Raw genomic sequence first — 25,623 nt, 5'->3', positions numbered from 1 at the left:
CTTAAATAAAATTACATTTGAAAGGCCTGCTCATAAACACCAGAATTTACTAGTCTGTTAATGAACGAAATGTATGTAGATACAGCGTGTGAATACCCTTTTTGATTGTAAAAGAAGGTGTATTGAAGAAGAAAGATAATGACTAAGAATGGCATCAGTTCCTTTTCTTCCTGGGTTAAAGGACCCTCGGACTGATAGCCCTCCATAAAGGCATGGATACATTCAGCATGCTCATCCTCATCCTCACCCTCCATGACCTGATCTTTGAGCATCCCTGCAATAAAGTAGCCGATATCTGCTATGCGGGGTGCTTTTCGTATCCTCTCGAAATCTATGACCCCTGTCACCCTTTCTTCTTTCATGAGGATATTACGCGGATGACAGTCGCTATGGACGAGTTGATGGGGCAATTTGCTATAGGAGAAAGACCATTCATTTAGCTTGCCAAGAAACCCTTCACCCCACCTTTCTATCCTTGTAGAATCCTGACCGCCTATCCACTCTCTCAAATGTGTTTCAATTTTCCATTCTTCTACCTCGTATTTACAGACGTATTGTTTTAGCCTGCCCTGGAGTTTGGATAGGTATGTTCCCACCATTCTCAAAGAAGTCAAGGAATAGACTTGTACTGGTATTCCTTCCAGAGCTTGATACAGGGAGTAGAAAACCTGATGGTGTCGTACATATGGCTGATGTGAGACCGTTAACAGTGGCCTTTCAACAATAAGTCCGTTTCCTACTAAAAAAGAAGTTAAGAGCAGCTCTTCTATTTGCTTCTCCACTGAAGAGTTCAATCTCTTTTTCAAATAAAATGTCTTCTCCGGACTCTTCACCTTATAAACATTCCGTTGATTGCCCACGGTCTCTATGCAGGAAGGGGGAACCTTCCAGTTCAATAATAGATCATGAAGAGGTTCAATCATTTTTAATTCCTTTCCAAACATAGTAATATACGTTTAGTATGACTATGAAAGAATGTCTACATACCATATGAAAAGAGGTTGTATCGATGCAAAGAATACAAATGACGGAAGACCTATCATTCTCAAGAATCATTCATGGGTTGTGGAGACTTGCAGACTGGAATCAATCAAAGGAAGACACTCTTTCTTTAATTCAGTACAATATTGAAAACGGAATCACGACTTTTGATCACGCAGATATTTATGGCTCCTATACATGTGAAGCGTTATTTGGTGAGGCACTCAACCTTCAGCCATCCACACGAGAAAAAATGGAAATTGTAACGAAATGCGGTATTGTCCTGCCTTCTGACAACCGTCCGGAACATAAAACACATCATTACAACACGAGTAAAAAGCATATTTTGACTTCTGTTGAAAACTCCCTGCAGAACCTGAAAACGGACTACATCGATTTATTATTGGTTCACAGGCCTGATCCATTTATGAATGGAGAAGAAGTGGCTGAAGCCTTCACTCAATTGAAAGATGAAGGAAAGGTACGTCATTTCGGAGTATCAAACTTTAAAAATCATCAATGGAATATGCTTCAATCTTATTTGCCATTTCCATTGATCACAAACCAAATTGAATTGTCAGCCTATAACCTAGAAAACTTTGAAGACGGTACGTTGAATCTTTGTCAGGAGAAGCGTGTCGCGCCGATGGCCTGGTCTCCACTCGCAGGCGGGGCGATTTTCAAAGGAGAGGATGAAAAAGCCATTCGTCTTCAACATACATTGAAAAAGGTACAAGCAGAAACAGGTGCTAAGGGAATTGATGTAGTACTATATGCATGGCTTCTTAATCACCCGGCAAACATTATGCCTATCGTCGGTTCAGGTAAAAAAGAACGCATTCAACATGCAATCGACTCTCTTACCATTTCTTTAAACCACGATCAATGGTTTGAAATCCTGCAAACTTCTATGGGACATGATGTGCCGTAATAATAAGACTTACTGCAGCAAAAAAGACGATCCTTTTTCTAAAAGGTTCGTCTTTTTTAATTTGCTATATCGCCACCAACGTAATATTCCAGGTAGACATCTTGTAGTTCATTCATTGAGAGCTCATAAAGCTGCTTACCAAAATATTTATATACGCCTATCCTTAATAATTGTTGAATATAGAAATCCTTTTTAAATTCAGGTGTCTTTTGCTTCTCTGATTTATCTACTTGATGTAACATGCTCATCCCTCCAGTTGAGGATATACCCCAAATCTGGAGAGAACTAAACATCCTCTTACAAATTGGAAAGAAAAGTAAAATCTGTTACGTACAAATGTGATGATGGCCCTCTGTGACACTTTTTCCCTCAACTTGAATCGTAGAATGATGAATGCCAAATTCCTGTTCAAGACAGGCTGAGAGTCGTAATAAAATCGTATCTCGATTCACTTCGTTTTCAACCACCACATGGCAGCTTAGAGCTGTGAATCCCGACGTGATGCACCATACATGAAAATCATGTACTTCAATGACTCCCGGAATAGCAGACATGCTATTCTTAACTTCTTCGGTATCAATACCTTTTGGAGATCCCTCCATTAAGATATGAATGGAATCCTTCGTTACTCTCCATCCGGAAATGACGATTAGGATGGCAACCATGACAGATGCAATAGGATCCGCCAAGTTCCAATTAAAGAAATATATCAAGAGTCCGGCTGCGATGGCTCCTACTGACCCTAACATATCACCAAGTACATGAAGAAAGGCACTTCGAACATTCAAGTTATGTTCCGTATCCCCTCTCATTAAAATCCATGCCACGATAATGTTTACAACCAGACCTATGATGGCGATCACCATCATACCTGGTGAAACCATAGGGGTATCTATGAAACGATGATACGCTTCCCAGAAAATATAGAGGGAAACGAGAATCAACGTGATGCCATTAATAAACGCCGCCAGTATTTCAAATCGCTTGTATCCATACGTCTTCCCTTTATCCGACGCCTTCTCACCTATATAAAAAGCTGCCAAACTAAGACCTAAAGCGGCTGCATCACTAAGCATATGTCCCGCGTCTGAAAGAAGAGCAAGACTATTTGTGACGATTCCACCTATGACTTCTACGATCATAAAAGTAAAAATAAATAGGAAACTGATTAATAATGCTTTTTTATTCTGATTATGTCCATGATTGTGGTCGTGACCCACATGACATCCCTCACTTCCGGTCTTTGACTCCTAATAACCTTAGACCATTCAATGTTACGAGTAATGTTGCTCCCATATCGGCAAAAATCGCGATCCATAACGTAAGCCAGCCGGGGATGACAAGTAATAAAGCAAGAAGCTTGATCCCAATGGCAAACGAGATATTTTGTTTGATGATGATAAGTGTTTTCCGACTTAAGTGAATGATATATGGCAGTTTTGTAAGGTCATCGTTCATTAACGCGATATCTGCCGTTTCCAGTGCTGTATCGGTTCCTGCCCCACCCATGGCGATTCCTACATTTGAGGTTGCAAGTGCAGGGGCGTCATTAATACCATCCCCTACCATTGCGACTTTTCCAAACTTGTTCATATAGCGTTTGACAAAGTCTAATTTATCTTGTGGCAGCAGGCCTGCTTTGATTTCTTTGACACCTATTGTTCTTCCAATCGACCTGGCCGTATTTTCATGATCTCCTGTCAGCATCACCGTTTGCTTGATACCCATATAATGAAGTTTGTCGATGATTTCGCGACTTGTTTCCCGCACTTCATCGGCCACGGCTATAAGAGCTAATGGAGTATCATCGATTCCGAACACCATGACCGTTTTCCCCTCACTTTGAAGGCTTTCAATTTCTGTAGAAGGGGTATTAGTAAAAAGGCTTTCCGCTCCAAGAAAGTATCTACCCTCACCGATTCGGCCACTGATTCCTTTACCTGTATGGGATTGGAACTCAACCACTTCACAATCCCCATACTCAATGTTCAGCTCTTCCGCCTTTTTCAGAAAAGCGTGAGCAAGTGGATGCTGGGAGTGGAGTTCAAGTGCAGCCATCTTCATCCACAACTGTTCTTCCTCTGCATCACCTATTAGGATGACATCAGTTACTTCGGGTGTTCCTTTTGTGAGTGTACCAGTTTTGTCAAAGGCGATGGCCTTTAATCTTCCTAATTCCTCTAAATACACCCCGCCTTTTATGAGAATGCCATTTTTCGCAGCGTTTCCTATAGCGGTTACAATCGCCACCGGAGTGGAAATGACCAGGGCACATGGACAACCCACCACTAAGACAGATAGTCCCTGATAGACCCATGTCGACCATTCCCCTGCAAAGAGCAATGGTGGAATGATAGCAACAAGTAAAGCGATGACCATAATAATCGGTGTATAATATTTAGCGAATACATCCACAAATGCTTGGGAGGGTGCCCTCTCTCCCTGAGCTTCTTCAACTAAATGAATAATTTTGGCGAGAGTCGTGTCTTCAATTCGCTTCGTTACCTTAACCTTTAAGTACCCTTCTTCGTTTAACGTTCCTGCAAATACAGCATCACCATGAAGCTTTTCCACAGGGACCGATTCTCCTGTGATCGCCGCCTGATTGACAAAAGACGAGCCCTCAACAATATCACCATCCATGGCAATTTTCTGACCAGGCTTCACGATCATCATGTCACCGACCTCAATTTCCTCTGCATCAACAAGCAGCTCTGTACCATTCCGGATGATGAGGGCTTGTGGTGGTGCAATATCCATGAGTGAACGAATCGACTCACGGGCCTTATCCATGGAGTACGACTCCAGCACTTCACTGATGGCGAACAGGAGAACAACAATGGCTCCCTCACCCCATTCGCCGATAAACGCTGCCCCAATAATGGCAATCGTCATTAAGGTTCTCATATCGAACTCTAATTTGAGTAAGTTTTTGAATCCTGTTTGAAATAACCGAAATCCCCCTACAACAATGGCTGTTGCAAATGAAAGAGTAGAAAGGATTTGATTATTATCGATTTCTGTAAATGGAAAGGAATAAGCAAGAAGGATAAAGAAAACTGAGAAAAGTAAATGCATATATTTCTTGTAAAAAGGTTCTCTTTCTTCCTCTTGTTTTCTTATTCCGTCTTCTGTTAAGCGAAGTCCTTCAAATGCTCCTGCTTTTTCTACCGATTCCTTCGTGGTTTCTCCGTAAACGGTAATCTTCGCTGCTCCAAAGTTCACTTTTGCATCTACCACTCCGTCGAGATGCTGAACGTTCTTCTCGAACTTCGCCGCGCAACCCGCACACGTAAATCCTTCGACCCGGTAGGTTTGTTTAAGGGCTGGTTTACCGGTCACGTTCCTCCACCTCCACTTGATGAGTCAACGCAATTTCAATTAACTGCTTCACATGATGGTCGTCTAAAGAATAATAAACGAGCTTGCCTTTTTTTCTGAATTTGGCTAACCCCTGCTTTTTTAATAAACGTAAATGATGGGATGCGGTCGCTGTTGAAGCATCCACAATATTTGCCACATCGCATACACATAGTTCTTCTTCGATGGTAAGTGCATACGCAATTTTCGCTCTTGTCTGATCAGAAAGTGCTTTAAAGATTTCAGCTACCTTAGAGGTATTTTGTGATAAAATCATTGATTTTAAGCGATTGACCTTTTCATCTTCCACACACTTTATTTCACATATATCCGTCTCTTTCATCTCGTCACTCCTCCAACATTCAAATACTCTTTTGAATATAGTATAGAAGAAATGCTAATAATGTTCAAACATTCTTTTGAATGTATGGGATTTTTTAAAATTTTTAAGTAATGAAGTTTGTTGTTTTTAATATATATCTGCCAGGTGCTCTGTCATGAAAATACTGTTAAAGATGGTGGGGGGAACTGCGCAGACTCCGGCGGATTTTGGGCGTGCCGAGACCCCGGATACTAAAAAGCTTTTAGAAAACAGCTAGTAAAAAAGTATAAAAAAGCCCCGGAAAGATTCCAGGGCTTATAAGAAACATATTAATTTTGTTGTAGTTTTTTCCGATCACGTTTCATAAAGAGATCCAATGTTACCCAGAAAACAACAGATGAAATCGCAAAGATTGCAATTGCAAAGTATATCTCTTCTGTTTTCCAGTCTAAACGTGGAATAAGCAAGCCAAGTACGCCTGATAATATATAGTAGCCACCTATTAATTGCAGATATAAGCGTCCTGTTTGGGATTGAATATTTTCCAGATAGCCTTTCCCTGCTTTGCCAAAGAAAATAGCTATTCCTCTTAAGATGACATAAACCGAAAAGGCAATGATAAGGGCTACAACAAATCCTTGGTTAAACACGTCTGCCATAATCGTTCTCCTTTCCAACTATCCATTGATTCGTATCCTTGTTTTGTCCATTTCTATTTTTAATGATGAAAATTGTTATTTCTAACAATAACCAAGCGATTTACACATTGCAACGAACTTTGGGTACGGATAAGAATGTGATACTTTTAAAAGGATATACTCATTGCAACCGGATTTCAAGTGTTATCTTGCTTCATTTTTTTACGGAACCATGACTTTTCTATTCAGGAGGTGTTTGAAGCTTTAGAAGGGTCCTTCGATTCACTCCCTTTCTACAGCTTCTGCTCATTGGACATTCTACTTAATTTATTTCTCGTTGCTGTTTTAATTGCGCTGACCGCTTTCTTCGTTGCATCAGAGTTTGCCATTGTCAAAGTAAGAAGCTCTCGTATCGATCAGCTGGTATCCGAAGGAAATCAAACGGCCATTGCTGCTAAAAGGGTCACATCCCATTTAGACGAATACCTTTCTGCCTGTCAATTAGGCATTACTATCACAGCCCTCGGACTCGGTTGGTTAGGTGAACCGACCGTTGAAACGTTGCTTCATCCCGTGTTTGAGAGGCTTGATTTAAACGCCTCCATTACTAGTATCATTTCATTTGGACTCGCATTTTCCGTCATTACCTTTTTGCATGTGGTGATTGGAGAGTTGGCACCGAAAACCCTTGCCATTCAAAAAGCAGAGAAAGTCACTCTATTATTTGCACGACCGTTGATATGGTTTTATCGACTCGCTTATCCATTCATATGGACATTAAACGGCTCTGCCCGGGTGTTCACAGGGTTATTCGGCTTAAAACCCGCTTCTGAACATGAAATTGCCCATTCCGAGGAAGAGCTTAGGATCATTCTTTCCGATAGTTACAAAAGTGGGGAAATCAATTCATCCGAATTCAAGTACGTAAACAAAATATTTGAATTCGACGAACGAATCGCAAAAGAAATCATGGTCCCTAGAACGAATATAGTGACTCTATCCTCAGATTCCACCATTGATGAAGTACTCACCATCATTAAAGAGGAACGCTATACGAGATATCCTGTCGTAGAAGGTGATAAAGATAATATCCTCGGTATAGTGAACGTGAAGGAACTGCTGACAACACTCGTGAACCACAAAGAGGAACATGAAGACTTAACTTCCTTTATCAAGCCTGTGATCCGCGTCATCGAAACCATCCCTATTCAAGCCTTACTCGTCAAACTTCAGAAAGAACGGTCGCCGATGGCCGTACTCCTGGATGAATACGGTGGGACTGCCGGTCTTGTTACAGTAGAAGATATCATTGAAGAGATTGTCGGGGAGATTCGTGATGAATTTGATATCGATGAAATTCCTGAAGTGCAGAAGGTAAAAGAAAATCATTTTATTTTTGATGCCGTGATGCTCATTGAAGATGTGAATGATCTCCTTGGGATTTCCATTGAAGAAGATGAGGTCGACACGATCGGAGGCTGGTTCCTGACTCAGAAGTACGAAGTTAAGCTGAATGACAGGATCGAGGAACAAGGTTATTGCTTTAGAGTGAAAGAAATCGATGGTCATCATATTCAATATTTAGAAGTTACCAAAATGGATGGCAGTCATAATGAAAAGAACGAGTCCGATTAACGGCTCGTTCTTTTCTTTCTTAATGAATGAAGTATCCGGAACGTCTGCATGCAAATCCCACTCTTGCTAAAGCAGATTTCCCTATAGAATAAATCCTTTCTTTAATGGAAAAATAACTACAAACTTTTATGAGAGGTGAGTTATGGCTAGCATCATTGTTGGATTAATCCTTCTTATGGTCTTGGCGTATTTAGGCTGGTCAATCATTTGGATCGCTCCCCTGGTAGCAGGTTTAGTGGCATTAATGAGTGGACTTGACCTGCTCCCTGCCTATACAGAAACGTATATGACCGGGTTTGTGGATTTTGCTAAAGAATGGTTTCCTGTATTCCTGTTCGGAGCCATTTTCGGAAAATTGATGGAAGATGTCGGTGCAGCACAATCCGTCGCATACAAAATTACGAACATTATCGGTAAAGACAGGGCGATACTGGGCGTGCTGATCGCAGCTGCCGTTTTAACATATGGCGGTGTGAGCTTATTCGTCGTTGTATTTGCGATTTATCCCCTGGCTATTGCCATGTTCAGAGAAGCGGATATCACACGGAAACTATTGCCGCCGACTTTCGTATTGGGGGCTTTCACCTTTACAATGACAGCCATCCCAGGTACACCACAGATTCAAAACTTGATTCCAATCGATTATTTTAAAACATCCCCCACTGCCGCTCCAATCATCGGTATCATCGGTGGATTAATAATGGCAGTTGGAGGGTATTTTTATTTAAGATGGCGTCAAAAGCAATTTACAAGTAAAGGAGATTCGTTTACCGAGCCAAAAGGTGGAAACAATGTGAAGGAAATTAATGAATCAGAGCTTCCTAACTTCTACTTATCATTTCTTCCCCTTGTCATTGTCGTCGTTACACTGAATGTCTTTAAGTGGAACATCCTGACCGCTCTGCTTGTAGGAATACTTTCGATATTAATAATTAACTTCAAGCATTATAAAAAATTCATCCCTGCTGTCAATGGCGGAGCAAAGGGCTCAGTTATGGCAGTCATTAACACAAGCGCTGCTGTTGGTTTCGGAGCAGTTGTCACAGCAGCACCCGGTTTCAAGACGTTAACGAAGCTAATTCTTGGCATTAAAGGCAATCCCGTCATATCTGAAGCCATAGCTGTTCAAACCCTTGCAGCTATTACTGGATCTGCTTCAGGAGGAATGGGGATTGCCCTGGAGGCTTTGGGAGATAAATATTATGAGTTGTCTCAAACAAGTGGTATCAGTGCAGAAGCATTCCATAGAATTGCTTCCATTTCATCAGGAGCATCGATACTTCCTCATAACGGTGCACTCCTGACCTTATTTGCCGTAACAGGACTAACCCATAAAGATTCATATTTGGATGTAGCCGTTGTCGGGTTGCTTATTCCTACGATTGCAGAAATCGTTTCAATCATCCTAGCCAATATAGGAATTTATTAATTAGAGGAGGAAAAGAAGTTGGTAAATGATAAAGTTGTATTCATTACTGGTGCTGCAAGGGGAATTGGTTTTGAAATCGGGGAACACTTTGCTCAAAATGGTGCGAAAGTTGTTCTCTCAGACATCAATCAAGAAGGATTGGATGAAGCGGTTGAAGAACTGAAAGACAGAGGATTCGATTGCCTGGGCATTAAATGCGACGTTACCTGTGAAAAAGAAGTGAAAGCGGGAATTGATAAAACAGTTGAGCACTATGGTCGCATAGACGTATTAATCAATAACGCAGGTATTCAACACGTAGCTCCAATTGAAGAATTCCCCATTGAAAAATTTGAGCTCCTGATCAAAATTATGCTGACCGCTCCCTTTATCGCAACAAAATTTGCTTTCCCTTATATGAAGAAGCAAAAATTCGGTCGTATCATTAATATGGCATCCATTAATGGACTAATCGGTTTTGCCGGTAAAGCGGCATACAACAGCGCCAAGCATGGTGTTATCGGCCTGACAAAGGTATCGGCTTTAGAAGGTGCGGAGCATGGGATTACCGTCAATGCCCTATGCCCCGGATACGTGGATACCCCTCTTGTCCGCAACCAATTAAAGGATATTTCAACGACTCGTGGTGTGGAGCTTGAAAAAGTATTGGAGGATGTCATTTATCCTCTTGTTCCACAAAAGAGATTATTATCAGTAGAAGAAATTGCAGACTACACCATTTTCCTATCCAGTGACAAAGCAAAAGGTGTAACTGGTCAGGCCGTTGTTTTAGATGGCGGATATACTGCGCAATAATAAGCACAGAAAAATCGGATCAGGAAACTGATCCGATTTTTCTTTAGTTCATATTTACAGGTAATACCCCTAAATCGATTCCCCATACGAGTGGCATGAAGAAATAAATCAAAAGTGTAATAAATACGATACTTATCAGATTTAACCATATTCCCGCCTTGACCATGTCTCCCATTTTGATATAACCTGATCCGAATACGACAGCATTCGGAGGTGTAGCCACCGGCAGCATGAAAGCACATGAAGCAGCTAAGCCCGCAGCCACCATCAAACTATAAGGGTGAATATTAAGGGCAGCTGCAAGAGCAGCCATTATCGGAAACATCATCGTGGCTGTCGCCGTATTGGACGTAATTTCAGTTAAGAAAATAACAAAGGCCGTTACTGCAAGAAGAATAATAATGAAGGATATCCCTTCAAGAATCGTTAGTTGCTGTCCAATCCACTCTGCCAACCCCGTCTCTTTGAAACCCTTGGCAATGGCAAGACCTCCACCGAATAAGAGCAGGATCCCCCATGGGAGCTTCTTCGCATCGTCCCAATTGATCAATCGCGATTCTTTTCTTCCTGGAAGAAGGAATAAAACGAGTGCTCCTGTGATTGCTATGATTGTGTCATCTAATGACGGAACCCATTGGTTCAATAGAAACGATCGAGTGATCCAACATAGGGCTGTAGCGACAAAGACCATAAGAACAAGCTTTTCTTCAAATGAAATACGACCAAGAGACCGGTTCTCTTTCTCCACAATCTCCCTTCCCCCCGGCAATTCTTTAATCTTTAATGGAAAAGCCACCTTGATTAAATACCACCATGTAACAACTAGAAGAATAGTGGCAAGTGGAACACCAAAAAGCATCCACTTCGCAAACGAGAAATCAATACCATACAACTGTTTCACAACTGCAGCAAATATTGTGTTTGGAGGCGTTCCGATCAACGTTCCCAATCCTCCGATCGATGCACTATAGGCAATTCCCAGCATGATCACTTTACTGAAGTGCCCCGTTCTATTAGTCCCCTCCCTTTTTAGACTTTCATTAACCTGATAAATCACGGCTGTTCCAATCGGAAGCATCATCATAGCCGTTGCAGTATTCGAGATCCACATAGATAAAAAACCTGTAGCCAACATAAATCCAAGGACGATTCTCTCAGTGCCTGTACCAATCAACAATATGATGTTCATGGCAATCCGCTTATGTAGATTCCACTTTTCCATGGCAATCGCAATGATAAAACCACCCATAAAAAGAAAAATCGTACTATCACCATAGGCAGACGTGACATCTCCGGCTTGAAGAGCTCCCGTAAGCGGAAACAAAATGATCGGCAACAAAGCAGTTGCCGGAATAGGTATTGCTTCTGTTATCCACCATACCGCTATCCATGTTGTCCCTGCAAGGACAGCAACAGCCTCTTTTGCCAAACCTTTAGGAGAGAAAAATAACATGATAAGAATAAATAAGAGTGGTCCTATGAAAAAACCGATTTTCTGTCTTGGATTTGCATTAGGCTCCGGAACAAGATTTGTATCCCCTGCGCGAGAAGAAGCAGCAGGCGTACTTCCGGAAGTGAAAAATTGCAAAGTATCCATCACATCTTCGTGCCATTTCCAAAGTGTCCCCCATGCATTTTTCACAGTAAGCATCTACTCATTCCCCCATTACTCGTCTTACTAAAACTCTATCGACCATCGAAAGTGCTGTCAATTACAACCCCTTTAAACAATGTAGATATCTGAATATTCACTCCTTTATTCCTACTCTCCTTTTGTTTTCTCCTTCAAAGGATGTACATCTCTTGAAGGACCTTCGTCCTCTCTCTACTAAACGAAAAACAAACCATATCTTCATAAACCTTTTCGTTGTAAAATATTGTTATAGAGTGATGACTGTTATTTCAAAGGAGACACTATGAAAATCTATTGGCAAATAAGTTATTTTGTAATAGGGTTACTTATTTTCAGCTATGGGATCAGTATGTCCATCAAAGTGCAATACTTAGGAATCCATCCATGGGATGTATTAAACATTGCCTTATATGAGAAGTTCGGCTTAACAATTGGCACGTGGAATATAATTGTCGGTGCAACCCTGATTGCAGGTACCCTGGTTTTGAAAGGGAAGTATGTTCGTATCGGGACGATCCTTAACGGTGTGATGGTTGGCATGTTGGTCGACTTCTTTCTATTTTATGACCTACTTCCCCCTGAAACGAACATATTCTTAGATATCCTGATTCTATTGTCAGCGGTTATTTTAATGGGGGTTGGCGGGGGATTGTATTCAGCGGCACACCTTGGCACGGGTCCGCGGGACGGGTTTATGCTTACCATTTCGGATTTAACAAATCTTTCAATCAGCAGAGTCCGGATCATTTGTGAGTGTGCGGTGTTACTAATCGGACTGCTTCTTTCCGGTCCAGTCTTCGTTTTTACTTTTATTTATACGTTTATTCAAAGTCCCATCTTTCAAAAATCCTTTTTATTTTTCACGGATAGACTCAATACCCGTTTCACCAGTCGAAACAATGTAAGTATGTAAAAAGGACAAATGCCTGAGGCAGTTTGTCCTTTTCTACGTTATGACATCTCGCATGCCACTAATCCATATTGTTGATGTGGATTTAATTGCTTTATAAACTGGAATAATTGTTGCACCTGTTTATTGTCCTTATCACTCTTATAGTAATCTTCCAAGACCGACAACATTTCATCCGGGTACATCAAACAAGTATGACTTCCCCAGTCAGTTTGCCTGCCTTCTATTTTTTTATAATAAATGCCATCCAATAGGGAGAAAAAGAGTTCATACCCTTTCGGAAAAAACGGACTGATCCTTTTCGGGTAATTATGATTCCAGTCCCCCCCTTCATAATGAAATGTCTGGTCCGTTAAATCACCGATAAAGACTTCAACATCTGCCATTCCCGTCTCCTCCTAAAGTTTGAAATAATCTCTCTTATTATCGTATAAGCCAGTCCATCTATTTAGAACACCTTTTGCTTAAGAAGAAAATAGCAGTTCCAGGGTTTCACCTGGAACTGCTCTGCCCATTTACAAATATTTCCGTTGCACGCTTCGCCCATCATACGTAAATAACATATCACGGTTCTCCACATGGGTTTCAATATGGACCGGTCTTCCCCAAAGCTGATGCAGATACGGTAAAACCTTTTCTAAATACTTAATATCGAGTTCCACGTCTTCGAACCAGTGCTTCAGATAAAGTTCCCCGCTCTTCATATAATCCCCATCATTCACGGTAATGTAAGGGAACCCGCCATTGACCCTCATGCCTACCAGTTGATCCCGTACATGAGTCCATTCTTTATCGACAATTTTGTAGTCCTTTCCTTGCTTCTGGAATAAATACATATCTTCTCTCGTAACAAGATCTTTCGTTAAATAGTTCCTTAAGAAAGAAATGTCAGATTCAATTTCACGAACCTCAAACATTTTTTCTCGACCTGAATTTGGTTTCACCCCACGCTTTTTCATTTCATCCGTAGGGTTGTCGAAACGATCTTCAATATCTTCAAAAATCTTCAATCCTAAATAATACGGATTAATCTGCGTACGGGAAGGCTGTACAACACCTGCATTCAACTTGGCAAACTCAATGGACTCTCCACTTGTCAAATCCATTTCACGGATGATGCGCTGATGCCAATACGAAGCCCACCCTTCATTCATGATTTTCGTTTCAAGCTGCGGCCAGAAATACAGCATCTCTTCTCTCATCATCGTCAATATATCCCTCTGCCAGTCAGACAACTCCCTGCTGTACTGCTCAATAAAGAGAAGAATATCCTTTTCAGGCTGTGGAGGGAACTTCTTCTTCACCTTTTTCTTCTCTCTGCTCTTCGGTTTATCATCCAACGACCACAGATCATCATAAGGAGTCGCATGACTCACTTCTTCCTCTACCCACTCCACATCATCCATTGTCCACGACAGCTTCGGACGCATCAATGACGGATCAATATGCTCATCCACGGCAAGCACGGCATCGAGAAAGTTTTCAACCTCCTGCTTCCCATGCTCGATCTCATATCTTCGCACCCGCTCTGCAGTAGCCGCCATGCTTTCTACCATATCTCGCTTCGTATTCTGGAATCGCACATTATTCTTAAAGAAATCACAATGGGCCAACACATGGGCAACAATCAACTTATTCTGAATAAGCGAATTCGAATCCAATAAAAAAGCATAACAAGGATCCGAGTTAATCACGAGCTCATAAATTTTACTTAAACCCAAATCATATTGAAGCTTCATCTTATGAAATTGTTTCCCAAAACTCCAGTGAGAAAAGCGGGTCGGCATTCCATAAGCACCGAATGTATAAATAATTTCAGCAGGACAAATCTCATAACGCATCGGATAAAAATCAAGTCCAAACCCGGCTGCAATCTCAGTAATTTCCCCTATCGCATTTTGTAACTGCCTCTGTTCCTCTAAATTCATCGTCATCCCCCTCTTTATACTCTTATCTAAATGTATGAAGAGAAAAGGGATTTGATGAAAAGAAAAGCGGAGGCGGGTTGAGCAGGCCCGACAAGCATAAGATGAATCGACCGGAAAGGCGCACTTTGCCTTTTTGGTCGATTTAGCTTATGACCTCGAGGGACTACCCGCAGGAACTGGACATGAAGAAAAGCGGAAGGGCTTTGGTAGAGGCGACAAGCATAAGGCGATGTGTCATGAAGGTGCGCCTTTTCACCTACATGACAGCTTGTCTTATGACCTCGAGCCTCTAGCCACCGAAGCTGGACATATAGAAAAGCGGAACCGGGTAGGTCAGACCCGACAAGCAAAAGCTGAAGTCGACAAAAAAAGCTGCTCCCAATCACGAGATGGGAACAGCTTTTTATCAATGTTATGTCCGGAAATTCTTTTGAAGGAGCATAACTGGAAAAAGAGTGCCTAGCAGTAGGAGTGCTGATAGGGTGAAAATCATTGAAATACTAAGTACTTCAAGAAGCAGCCCTACTCCAATAGATGATAATCCAAACAGCAATGTTGTTAACGCACCTTGGGCAGCATAGATTTTTCCCAGTTCTTCAGGTGGTGCACTTTCCTGCAAATACGTTTGAAGGACGACATTTTTAATTTGATCAAACAAACCGAACACAAAGGATAAAACGAGTGCAAGGAGCGCAACCTTATTCCAGGCAAAGACGAGTGTCACACTTGACGTAAAGACCATGCAAATCGGGAGCCATTTATGCCTGTGCTTTGAAAACAAACTGTGGAGCGTAAAAATCAAATAGGAAGCAAGAACCAAGCCGATAAAGAAGCTGGAGTTGATGAACCCCCACCATTCTTCGCCACGCTGTAATTGCAGATCAACATACAAATACAAAACAGCCGCAATCCAAACGGTGCCTGAAATCGACTCTAACCCATAGATCCAAAACACGGGAACTAATCCCTTTCTCCTTCTAACTTCTGACCACCCTTCTCCAAGTTGCTGCCACCAAACTTTTCTCACTTCTAAGCTGGTACTTGGGATAACAGGCAGCTTCATCATAAACAACGTACTGGCGAGAAACAAAACAATGATCAAGATAAATAGATTCGTTTCATTAATGAGCGATAATAGGATTCCACCTAATGCCCAACTTGAAAATTGTATCGTCTGATCGACGGTGGATAAAAACCCGTTCGCTCCCATCAACTCTTCCCGTTTCACAAGAAAAGGCACATACGAATTCCTGGCAGGCAATGCACATCCATCTAAAAATGAAATGATACTCGCACACCCTAAAAAGAACCACACATTTTCAATATTGAGTACCATTAACAACAGAAATAAACAAAGAAAGAATGTTTTCCCCATTTGAGAGTAGGCAATTAAACTCTTCATTTGAGTGCGATTCAACAGAAGGGGTGCCACCATGCTGCTTATAAACCTCGAAAACGTAATCACTAAAGGAACTGCCGTCATGTAAACAGCTGATCCTGTTAAATTGTAAATCAAGGAGATTAATCCTACGATATACAAAATATCTCCCATATTCGCCAATGCCTGACCGAACCACAGATTTCTAAATGCATTGGAATGCAATATCTCTTCCTCCCTCTATTCAGTTTTTAATTAGGTGAGAAAAGATAGCATCACATTGGATCAAAGAACCCCTTTCAAAAATTAATAACGATTTATGTATAGGTTTATTTTAGCAAATGGTTTTAATTTTTGCAGAGAATACTTTATTTTATTATCAATACGTTGTTGGGGTGTTAGATTGTGGCGTATTTATCATACCCAACAAAGTATATTCACTCTATAGCTAGGTTCATTGTGCCAAAATCCGGGTTTGTTGTGCCGCTTGGGCCGTTTGTTGTGCCACTTTCGTGTAAACTTGTTCCAAATTATCAACAACGTCTCGTATTAAGTTTAAAATACCCTGCTTAAGACTGTGCACGCACAATCCGAACAAAAAAAGCCTCCCTTTAAGAAGACTTTATCTGTTGCACCTATTCCTGCACCGTAATGTTCAGTATTTTTTCATTATCAAGATTGTGTACGACGACTACAAGTACCTTCTTCTCTGCACTATTCTCTTGAACGGTAAATTCGAATGAATCGGCCACTTTGTTTTCCGTCATTTTCTTTCGACCCTGGTATTGATAATCCTTCACAGGCTGACCAGGATAGTCTTCTTTAATGACAGCTGTGGCAATCCGGCCAAATTTTTGATAATCCGTTGGTTGAGCATATGCATGACTTGAAAATAAAAGAAAAAATACGGTTGATGCGATCACCATTGCTTTCTTCATTATCATCACCTCTGTTTACGTTTCATTAATAGGATGAATTAAATTCACTGATTTATTCACCCAAAAGTAGGAAAACAAGCATTTGCAACATAACCAACTTTTACAGAGAAATAAAAGCTGTTTTCTCCATACAATATGATTACCCCTTCAAAAGGAGGGAAACCAAGTGAACAAAGTCGATTACGATCGGGCCTTGTATTACACTCACCGATCAGAATGGGATAACCTGTTGATCCTCATGGTGAGAACGAAGGATGACCTTCTTTCGAAAAGAATTGAACACTTCTTACATGCGTATCATTTTTCTAATGATTACACAGTTGTAGAGCGTAACCTATATACGCTTTTACGATATATTGAACATGCAAATTTCACCTATAGTGTCGAGCAACCACTTGAGGAAACCTTTGCAGAGATGTAACAAAAAGAGAATTCCACCTACGGCTGATCCAATTAGTATGCGCTATTGGATCAGCTTTTATTATTTTGGTATGTATAGAGTAATAAAAAAACCGGCGCAATGCCGATTTTCCCGATTAAGACGATATTTTACTTTTCACTAGCTCAGCCGCTTTCACATATACCCTCAGTTCCTCCATCAGATTATCAACTAATTTAGCAGGTTCTTCTAAGAGTCCGTCCCCTTCATAATCAAAGCAGTGTGGATCGAGGATGAGCTGCTTCGGAATGACGTTTGCATAAACTCCACGGCCGACGATGCGAAGGTTGTTCAAGCAGTTGATCCCTCCTTTACCTCCACCGGCACATGCAAGAAGTGCCACTGGTTTGTGGGCAAATTGCTCACTGCTCAGGAAATCGAGTGCATTCTTCATTGTCCCGCTCATACCGCTGTGGTATTCAGGGGAAGCTAAAATGACGGCGTCTGCTTCCTTCACTTTTTGTTTAAGTGATTGAACGGATTCAAGCTCTGATTGATCCTCCTCTCCGGTGTACAATGGGAGTGTTCCATCACTTAAGTCAATAAGGTCACAGTCATACGTCCTGGCAATGAATCGTGAAGCAATTCCAGTACGACCATGCTTTCTTGGACTTCCGTTAATAATTATAATACTCATGTTAGAAAAATCCTTTCCGGTTTAGTTTGATGTCAATTGATGTTTAACGGCATACAAAGCCGCTTGGGTTCGATCTGAAACTTCCAGCTTGGAAAATATGTTTGAAATATGAGTCTTGACGGTTTTTTCCGTTATATAGAGGCTGGAAGCAATCTCTTTGTTACTCTTCCCTTTCGTGAGCTCAATCAAAACATCCTTCTCCCGTTTGGTGAGCTCATGGATTTTGTGGGGTGGCTCTTTTCTGGAGATACGGGTAAGTAAATGGTTGGTTGCCTTAGGGTGAAGAGAATTTTCCCCGGATAAAAGCTTTCGGATGCTATTCACTAATTCATCGGGTTCAATATCTTTTAATTGGTACCCAGCTGCTCCTGCTTCAATGGCAGGAATCACGTGATTCTGATCAGAAAAGCTGGTGAGCATCAGAATTTGAATTGCAGGGTGATTCTTTTTAATTTCCTTTGTTGCTTGAATTCCGTCCATGACCGGCATCATTAAATCCATCAAGATGATATCGGGTTCAAGTGTTTCAGCTAACCGGACGGCTTCTGCCCCATTTTTTGCTTCCCCTACGATATCCAGGTCTTTTTGTGTTTTTAAAAAGAAGACAAGACCTCTTCGTACGACGTGATGGTCATCGGCTATTAACACTCTGATCATGCATGACACCTCCTAATATGGTATATGAACTAAAATTGTCGTTCCTTTCCCAAGCCCACTATCTATCGTTAATTCCCCGCCAATGCTTTTCACACGCTCTCTCATACCTTGGATCCCCACTGACGGCAAAGACTGTTTCCTGTCATATTGAAATCCGTAACCTCTATCTTCAATCGTTAATCGAATTGATTGTGCTTCACTTTTTAATGTATAGAATATGTTCTTTTCACCTGAATGTTTTTTACAATTATTCAGGGCTTCCTGACTGACACGCCACAATACCTCTTCAATTTTAGAGCTTAGGGAAATGACTCCCTCTACTTTCATTTCAAGGGTTAAACCGAGCATGTCTGCGTATCCTTTAGCAGCTTCCACCACTCCGTTTTCTAAACCATGTGGTCTTAATTGCCAGATGAGGGCACGCATTTCCGAAAGCGCTTCCTGGGCAAGACTTTGTATGGTCTTGAAGGTGTCCTTTACTTCCTCTTCCCTGGTCATCTCTGCTCCACCTCTTGCCGTTAACGTAAGGGAAAACAACAGTTGGTTCACAGAGTCATGAAGATCTCTTGCCAACCGGTTCCTTTCACCAATAAGAGCGACTTCCTGCTCCTTCTTAGTCAGCATAATACGCTTAATGGCCGAACCGATTTGAAAGGCAACTGATTCCAGAAGAGCCAGTTCATCAGTAGAAAAGTGGGTCTTATTCGGAGCTGCTACATTCAATAACCCAAAGGATTCATTTCCGGACTGAAGAGGGACGGTTGCATGATACGTTATTTCATCCGTATCCCCTCTGTTTTCTTCGATTGCCTGCTCAATCCGCTGACATTCGATGATATTGGATGCTTTCGTCAGCTTTCCATTTCGAAAGCGATTGACACACCAGCAGCCGCCATTTTTCATCAGTTCACATTTCCGGTCAGATAGTGACTTTGGGAGATTCTCATAGGAGACAAGCTCGTGACTTCCTTCCTTTTCTATAAAGAAAATCCATCCCGTCGTGAAGCTTGTTCCTCTGATCAACTTCTTCACTGCACCTGATAGCATGGAAGAAAGCTCTGTTTCATTGTTCAGCAATTCGGCTATCTCTTTCAAAAGCCCGATATTTGAAAGGGATTCTTGATTCATTTTCATCGTCCTCTCCGATCCTTCACTACTATTATATAGTTTTTACACAAAACCGGTATTCTCAAAAAGAATGAAACGTTCTACGACCTTTGACGGAAAACATATGTTCTTTCTTCCATCCAAAAAAACAAGAGATGCACCAGCACATCTCTTGTTTTGTATTAAGCAATGCAATATGGCTGTATGTTTACGCCTCACCTACAGATGAACTTACCATCGTTTCCACTTTCACCATGATGGCTTCTTGCAGAGCATGTAATTTATTATCGCTATCACTTTGTGTCTCACCAATAACGCTGAAGTAGAACTTGATTTTCGGCTCGGTTCCAGATGGGCGTAAGCAAATCCATGATCCGTCTTCAAGATAGTATTTTAAAACATTGGAAGATGGAAGGTGAATGTTTGATTGTTCACCTGATTGTAAATCGATTTTCTTACTTACTTTATAATCTTCCGATGAAACGACCTGCATACCTGCCACTTCTTTCAAAGGCTCGTTTCTGAAGCCCTTCAGAATCCCCTGAATTTGTTCAGCTCCTTCTTTTCCTTTAAGAGTTAAACTTTTTAATCCCTCTTGATAGAAGCCATGCTGTTCAAATAAATCATTCAGTACATTATATAGGGTTTTGCCTTGTTTCTTATAGTAAGCTGCCGCTTCTGCTGCCATCAGTACGGCTTGTATGGCATCTTTATCGCGGGCGAAGTCGCCGATTAAGTACCCATAGCTTTCTTCATAACCAAATAAGAATGTGTATTCGCCTGTTTCTTCATACTTTTTAATTTTTTCACCGATGAATTTGAAGCCTGTCAGTACATCTTCCACTGAAGCTCCGTAATGTTCTGCCACTTTACGGCCTAATTCGGATGTAACGATGGTTTTGAATACTCGTCCATTTTCAGGAATCATATTTTTTTCTTGTTTACGTGCCAGAATATAATCCAGCAGAATAGCACCTGTTTGGTTTCCAGTGAGAAGGATATACTCGCCTGATTCACCTTTTACGGCTACACCTAAGCGGTCTGCATCGGGATCTGTCGCAATCAGGATATCTGCGTCGATTTCCTTCCCGTCACGGATGGCATATTCAAAGGCCGCTTTATCTTCCGGGTTCGGGGATTTCACAGTCGTAAACTCAGGATCTGGAATCGCCTGTTCCTTTACAATGTGAACAGACTCATATCCTAAAGCTTTCAGACCCTTTTCAGCCATCTTTAAGGCTGTTCCATGTAATGGAGAAAATACGATTTTCAGGTCGACCTCCTTGGCAACTTGAGGTTTTTCAGAAATCGAAATCAGATGCTCCAGGTAAGATTGATCGATCTCTTTGCCAATCATTTTAATGAGGCCGGATGATTTCAATTCTACTTCTGATTTAACTTCAATTTCCAGCTCATTTTCCACTTCATTCACTTTATCGATAACGGCATCGGCTACGTGTGGAGGCAACTGAGCCCCATCCTCACCGTATACTTTGTAACCATTATATTCAGGTGGATTATGGCTTGCTGTGACCACGATTCCAGAGAATGCCTTTAATTGTCTAAGGGCAAATGAAAGCTCCGGAGTTGGTTTCAGTTCGTCGAACACATATGTTTGAATACCATGTGTAGCCAGCGTCTTGGCTGATTCCATGGCAAATTCAGGAGATTTATAACGGGAATCGTAAGCGATTACAACTCCGCGCTTTTTAGCCTCTTCACCTTGTTCTTCTATGTATCGTGCTAACCCTTCTGAGGCTTTTCTAACTGTATAAATGTTCATTCGGTTGGTTCCGGGGCCAATTTCTCCCCTCATTCCACCAGTACCGAATTCCAGGTTTTTGTAGAATGCGTCTTCTAAGGTTTTCTCGTCGTCTTTCATTGCTCCTAAAAGCTCGTTGATCTCTTCATCCAGATGCAAGTAGTCGCTCCATTTTTCCCAAGATGTTTTCCAACTCAAAACGATCCCCTCCTAATGCTGTATAAGAATAAATTCTATCACATATTGTAGAAATCCTGCTAAAACAATCCGTCATATGTCGACAAGATTCGTTTAGTCATTATTTTAGCATAATTTTTCTGAATTGAATTTGTCTTTTTTTCTCAAGAAAGCCTCACTGAACAATTCAGCGAGGCTTTTACTTGGATTACTTCTTATAATTCACTCCATATACATCATGTCGGCGATCTTTTAACTGACGGACCGTACCCGATTGACGCTGTCGTCGCAGCACTTCGAGATCGACATCTCCGATCATGACCATTTCAATGTTTGGATTTGTCTCTCCGACAATTCCATCACGGGCAAATTCAAAATCAGACGGAGCAAAGATACCTGACTGAGCGTATTGAATGTCCATGTTTTCTGTCTGTGGAAGATTCCCCACTGTACCGGAAATGACCGTATAAATCTGGTTCTCAACTGCACGGGCTTGTGCACAGTATCTGACACGGAGATACCCTTGGCGATCTTCTGTACAGAATGGAGTAAAGATGATCTTCGCCCCTTTGTCAGTTGCGATACGGGCAAGCTCAGGGAATTCGATATCATAGCAGATTTGAATCGCGATCTTCCCGCAATCCGTGTCGAACACCCTTACGGAATCTCCTGGACTGATTCCCCACCACTTTCGTTCATTTGGTGTGATATGAACCTTGTACTGTTTCTCGATCGTTCCATCACGACGGAACAAGTATGCGATATTGTAGATTTCATCGTCTTCTTCCTTAACGAAGTGAGACCCCCCAATGATATTCACATTGTAACGAACCGCTAAATCCGTGAATAATTCGATATATTCCTCAGTAAAGTCCGTCAGCTTTCTCACTGCTAAGCTCGGTGACTGGATGTTCAAGAATGACATGAGCTGTGTGGTGAAGATTTCAGGGAACACGACGAAATCAGATTTTGCATCTGATGCTACATCTGTAAAGTATTCTACCTGATTCGCGAACTCCTCGAAGGAATTGATTTTACGCATCATGTACTGAACAACACAGATCCTGACAGGATAACTTGTTTTAAAATGCCGTTTGCTGGACGGACGGTAATCGACGTTATTCCATTCCATCAGCGTGGCGTATTTATGTGATCGTTTGTCATCAGGTAAATAGTTCGGGTTGATCCGCATCAGGGTGAAACCGTTTAATAACTGGAATGATAGTACAGGGTCATAAATCTTATGACGCCCAACTGAATCCACGTACTCCCTTGGAGACATCTCCTCTGAGTGTTTATGGTAGTTCGGGATGCGTCCCCCGATGATGATACTCTTTAAATTCCACTGTCTTGCAAGATCCTTCCTTGCTTCATATAAACGATGTCCTACCTTCATGCGTCGGTATTCAGGGTGCACCATGACTTCGATTCCGTACAGGTTATAGCCATCGGGATTGTGATTCGTTATGTAACCATTATCCGTTACATCATCCCATGTGTGGCGGTCGTCATACTCGTCAAAGTTAATGATCAGACTCGAGCATGATGCAATAATTTCCCCTTCTAATTCGGCGACAAGCTGACCTTCCGGAAACACGTCCAAATGACTTTCCAGATGTTCCACCTTCCAGGGATCCATCCCTGGAAAACAAACAGACTGCATGTTGATAATATCTTGAATGTCCTTATGTTCCATTGGACGTATGATCATTTTCTTTTCGAACTGTGATAAGTCTAGTTTTTCTGCCATCTATGATCTACTCCTTCATAAATTACCTGAATTATATACCCTTATAGTGCACTGTTGAAACGAAGTTCATGACAGTCCATCCCTTTTATTTTAGCAAAGGGGTGTGGATGATTTGAAGAAATTTGATTTGGGGTTAAATATTCTTAAAATAGCCAGTAGTGGTAGATTTCCGCTCCAGGTGCTCGCTTTCCGCGGGGCGTGAGTTGAGCCTCCTCGGGCTTTGCCCTGCGGGGTCTCAACTTTCCCGCTATTCCCGCAGGAGTCGAGCACCTTCCGCTCCAATCAACTTGGTTATTATTTATTTCATAGATCTTTAACACCAAACAAACATTAGAAAAAATGCCCTTAAAAATAGAAGCACCCGATCATATGGGTGCTTCCTTTCATTTTACCTCTTAAAATAATAAGCCGTTGCTTCCCAAGGGTTTAAAGTAAATTTATCTTTTTCATGCTTTTCTTCGTTTGTTATAAGGATTTCAGCCTGATTGATATCAAAAGAAGCGATGTTATCAATGACTTGTTTTTCTCCGGATACATTGCAAAGTACCATGATCTTTTCGTTTTCATATGTTCTCGTATAGGCATATACGGTAGGATGATCTGCATAGTGAAGTTCAAAGGATCCGTATGGGATAATTTCATGCTCTTTACGAAGAGCAATCAATTTTTGATAGTAGTAAAAAATGGATTCTGGATCTTTTAGGGCTTGTTCGGCATTGATTTCTTTGTAGTTGGGGTTAAGGGCAATCCAGGGTTCTCCTTCAGTGAACCCTCCCTGGTCCCCGCTGTTCCACTGCATAGGGGTTCTTGCGTTGTCTCTTCCCTTTACATATATGGACTTCATGATTTCTTCAGGATCCATTCCTAGCGCTATTTTCTCGCGATACATGTTCAGGGTCTCGATATCCTTGTACTCATCAATGGACGAGAATCGGACATTCGTCATTCCAAGCTCCTCGCCTTGATAAATGTAAGGCGTCCCTTGCATCAGATGAAGAAGTGTTGCCAGCATTTTCGCAGATTTCACGCGGTAATCTCCATCGTCACCAAGTCGTGACACAATCCTTGGCTGATCGTGGTTGTTCCAGTACAAACTGTTCCAGCCCTTCCCGTGAAGTTCTGTCTGCCACTTCGTTAAAATGGTTTTCAATTTTACAAGGTCGAAAGGAATGACGTCCCATTTCCCTCCTGGACCCGAGTCCACATCCATATGTTCGAACTGAAATACCATATTCACCTCATTGCGGTCTTCACCTGTGTAAAGTACGGCTTGATCCGGTGTCACTCCCGGCATTTCACCAACAGTCATTGCATCATAATGTGATAAGATCTCTTGATTCATTTCCTTAAAGAATTCATGAATGCGGGGACCGTTCATAAAGTACTCATGACCGGAAGCATACGTCTTCCCTTCAGGATTGGGCGCATCAGGCAGTGTTGGCACTTTCGAAATGAAGTTGATGACATCCATACGGAAACCATCGATTCCTTTATCCAGCCAGAATTTCATCATGTCATAGATTTCCTGTCGCAGCTTCGGGTTCTCCCAGTTTAGATCCGGCTGCTTTTTCGAAAAGAGATGTAAGAAATATTCCTCTGTCGTTTCATCATATTCCCAAGCAGAACCGCTAAATACAGACTCCCAGTTATTCGGCTCTTTTCCGTCTTTTCCTTCACGCCAAATATAATAATCACGATATGGGTTGTCCTTTGATTTCCTCGATTCCACAAACCAGCCGTGCTCATCGGAAGAGTGATTCACCACTAAGTCCATAACAAGCTTCATACCACGGTTATGCATTTCCTCAAGCATTTCTTCCCAATCTGCCATCGTGCCGAACTCATCCATAATCTTTTTATAATTGCTTATATCATAACCATTATCATCATTAGGAGATTCATACACAGGTGATAACCAGACCACATCAATGCCCAGTTCTTTCAGATAATCCAATTTAGAAATAATTCCTCTAATATCCCCGACGCCATCTCCATTTGAATCCATGAAACTGCGAGGGTAAATTTGATAGACTACCGATTCTTTCCACCATTGTTTTGACATATGTGATTTCCTCCTGTTAGGTTAATTCAAAGAATAAAACGCTCACTGCAAACGTTTGCATAAATCGTTAAAAAAATATCATATTTCTTCATAAAGATTTCTCATTTTACATTTATAATAATAACATACTATAATTTGATAGAATATACTTAGA

Annotated in this window: 23 protein-coding genes; 6 read left to right on the top strand and 17 right to left on the bottom strand. The window is 41.4% G+C overall.

What is annotated here, in order from left to right:
* Positions 1-11 precede the first annotated feature (11 nt).
* A complete protein-coding gene (locus F0342_RS05695) occupies positions 12-944 on the bottom strand; it encodes a phosphotransferase enzyme family protein (RefSeq protein WP_149155044.1) in 933 nt (310 codons plus the stop codon).
* 65 nt (positions 945-1,009) lie between these two features.
* Here F0342_RS05695 and F0342_RS05690 point away from each other — a divergent pair, with 65 nt between their 5' ends.
* Entirely contained in the window at positions 1,010-1,912 is a 903-nt protein-coding gene (locus tag F0342_RS05690; RefSeq protein WP_149155043.1) for an aldo/keto reductase, read from the top strand.
* A gap of 56 nt (positions 1,913-1,968) precedes the next feature.
* Here F0342_RS05690 and F0342_RS05685 read toward each other — a convergent pair whose 3' ends face one another.
* The 5 genes from F0342_RS05685 to F0342_RS05665 all read right to left on the bottom strand — a co-directional run bounded on the left by F0342_RS05685 (position 1,969) and on the right by F0342_RS05665 (position 6,253).
* On the bottom strand, positions 1,969-2,154 hold the full coding sequence (locus F0342_RS05685) for a Fur-regulated basic protein FbpA (protein ID WP_188048418.1): 186 nt from the start codon (positions 2,152-2,154) through the stop codon (positions 1,969-1,971).
* 84 nt (positions 2,155-2,238) lie between these two features.
* Positions 2,239-3,132, bottom strand: coding sequence for a cation diffusion facilitator family transporter (locus tag F0342_RS05680; RefSeq protein WP_149155041.1), 894 nt, complete (start codon positions 3,130-3,132; stop codon positions 2,239-2,241).
* Between the two features lie 10 nt (positions 3,133-3,142).
* A complete protein-coding gene (locus F0342_RS05675; protein WP_149155040.1) occupies positions 3,143-5,254 on the bottom strand; it encodes a heavy metal translocating P-type ATPase in 2,112 nt (703 codons plus the stop codon).
* Entirely contained in the window at positions 5,244-5,615 is a 372-nt protein-coding gene (locus tag F0342_RS05670; RefSeq protein WP_149155039.1) for an ArsR/SmtB family transcription factor, read from the bottom strand. Before F0342_RS05670 ends, F0342_RS05675 begins: the two co-directional genes overlap by 11 nt.
* A gap of 308 nt (positions 5,616-5,923) precedes the next feature.
* Positions 5,924-6,253, bottom strand: coding sequence for a hypothetical protein (locus F0342_RS05665; protein ID WP_149155038.1), 330 nt, complete (start codon positions 6,251-6,253; stop codon positions 5,924-5,926).
* 288 nt (positions 6,254-6,541) lie between these two features.
* Here F0342_RS05665 and F0342_RS05660 point away from each other — a divergent pair, with 288 nt between their 5' ends.
* From F0342_RS05660 to F0342_RS05650, 3 genes are all read left to right on the top strand, one after another.
* On the top strand, positions 6,542-7,867 hold the full coding sequence (locus tag F0342_RS05660; RefSeq protein ID WP_149155037.1) for a hemolysin family protein: 1,326 nt from the start codon (positions 6,542-6,544) through the stop codon (positions 7,865-7,867).
* Positions 7,868-8,009: 142 nt separating this feature from the next.
* Positions 8,010-9,296, top strand: a complete 1,287-nt coding sequence (locus tag F0342_RS05655) for a GntP family permease (RefSeq protein ID WP_149155036.1) — start codon at positions 8,010-8,012, stop codon at positions 9,294-9,296.
* Positions 9,297-9,314: 18 nt separating this feature from the next.
* Positions 9,315-10,091: a 3-hydroxybutyrate dehydrogenase gene (locus F0342_RS05650; RefSeq protein ID WP_149155035.1), complete on the top strand. Its 777-nt coding sequence runs from the start codon at positions 9,315-9,317 to the stop codon at positions 10,089-10,091.
* A gap of 43 nt (positions 10,092-10,134) precedes the next feature.
* On the opposite strand, the gene F0342_RS05645 is transcribed toward F0342_RS05650, so the two are convergent.
* Positions 10,135-11,742: an SLC13 family permease gene (locus tag F0342_RS05645; RefSeq protein ID WP_149155034.1), complete on the bottom strand. Its 1,608-nt coding sequence runs from the start codon at positions 11,740-11,742 to the stop codon at positions 10,135-10,137.
* A gap of 265 nt (positions 11,743-12,007) precedes the next feature.
* On the opposite strand from F0342_RS05645, the gene F0342_RS05640 reads away from it, so the two are divergent.
* Positions 12,008-12,637 carry a YczE/YyaS/YitT family protein gene (locus F0342_RS05640; protein WP_149155033.1) on the top strand — a complete coding sequence of 210 codons (630 nt, stop codon included), beginning with the start codon at positions 12,008-12,010 and terminating at the stop codon, positions 12,635-12,637.
* A gap of 38 nt (positions 12,638-12,675) precedes the next feature.
* Here F0342_RS05640 and F0342_RS05635 read toward each other — a convergent pair whose 3' ends face one another.
* The 4 genes from F0342_RS05635 to F0342_RS05620 all read right to left on the bottom strand — a co-directional run bounded on the left by F0342_RS05635 (position 12,676) and on the right by F0342_RS05620 (position 16,878).
* Positions 12,676-13,020, bottom strand: a complete 345-nt coding sequence (locus tag F0342_RS05635) for a hypothetical protein (RefSeq protein WP_149155032.1) — start codon at positions 13,018-13,020, stop codon at positions 12,676-12,678.
* 129 nt (positions 13,021-13,149) lie between these two features.
* On the bottom strand, positions 13,150-14,562 hold the full coding sequence (locus tag F0342_RS05630) for a SpoVR family protein (protein ID WP_149155031.1): 1,413 nt from the start codon (positions 14,560-14,562) through the stop codon (positions 13,150-13,152).
* Positions 14,563-14,974: 412 nt separating this feature from the next.
* Positions 14,975-16,165 carry an MFS transporter gene (locus F0342_RS05625; protein WP_188048417.1) on the bottom strand — a complete coding sequence of 397 codons (1,191 nt, stop codon included), beginning with the start codon at positions 16,163-16,165 and terminating at the stop codon, positions 14,975-14,977.
* A 410-nt stretch (positions 16,166-16,575) separates the two neighbouring features.
* On the bottom strand, positions 16,576-16,878 hold the full coding sequence (locus F0342_RS05620) for a DUF3889 domain-containing protein (protein ID WP_149155029.1): 303 nt from the start codon (positions 16,876-16,878) through the stop codon (positions 16,576-16,578).
* Positions 16,879-17,044: 166 nt separating this feature from the next.
* On the opposite strand from F0342_RS05620, the gene F0342_RS05615 reads away from it, so the two are divergent.
* Positions 17,045-17,299 (top strand): YhdB family protein, encoded by a 255-nt coding sequence (locus F0342_RS05615; protein WP_044337863.1) that lies wholly within the window; start codon positions 17,045-17,047, stop codon positions 17,297-17,299.
* A 115-nt stretch (positions 17,300-17,414) separates the two neighbouring features.
* On the opposite strand, the gene F0342_RS05610 is transcribed toward F0342_RS05615, so the two are convergent.
* The 6 genes from F0342_RS05610 to F0342_RS05585 all read right to left on the bottom strand — a co-directional run bounded on the left by F0342_RS05610 (position 17,415) and on the right by F0342_RS05585 (position 25,469).
* Complete coding sequence (locus tag F0342_RS05610; RefSeq protein WP_149155028.1) at positions 17,415-17,954, bottom strand: NADPH-dependent FMN reductase; 540 nt, start codon at positions 17,952-17,954, stop codon at positions 17,415-17,417.
* A gap of 21 nt (positions 17,955-17,975) precedes the next feature.
* Positions 17,976-18,611, bottom strand: coding sequence for a response regulator (locus F0342_RS05605; RefSeq protein WP_149155027.1), 636 nt, complete (start codon positions 18,609-18,611; stop codon positions 17,976-17,978).
* Between the two features lie 12 nt (positions 18,612-18,623).
* A complete protein-coding gene (locus F0342_RS05600; protein WP_262481669.1) occupies positions 18,624-19,739 on the bottom strand; it encodes a GAF domain-containing sensor histidine kinase in 1,116 nt (371 codons plus the stop codon).
* Positions 19,740-19,926: 187 nt separating this feature from the next.
* Entirely contained in the window at positions 19,927-21,678 is a 1,752-nt protein-coding gene (locus F0342_RS05595; protein ID WP_149155025.1) for a phospho-sugar mutase, read from the bottom strand.
* 187 nt (positions 21,679-21,865) lie between these two features.
* A complete protein-coding gene (locus F0342_RS05590; RefSeq protein ID WP_149155024.1) occupies positions 21,866-23,407 on the bottom strand; it encodes a bifunctional GNAT family N-acetyltransferase/carbon-nitrogen hydrolase family protein in 1,542 nt (513 codons plus the stop codon).
* 388 nt (positions 23,408-23,795) lie between these two features.
* A complete protein-coding gene (locus F0342_RS05585) occupies positions 23,796-25,469 on the bottom strand; it encodes a glycoside hydrolase family 13 protein (protein ID WP_149155023.1) in 1,674 nt (557 codons plus the stop codon).
* Positions 25,470-25,623 lie beyond the last annotated feature (154 nt).

Source organism: Bacillus sp. CH30_1T (assembly GCF_008364765.1).
Taxonomy (GTDB): Bacteria; Bacillota; Bacilli; order Bacillales; family Bacillaceae_B; genus Rossellomorea.
This window is presented reverse-complemented; position numbering and strand designations above follow the sequence as displayed.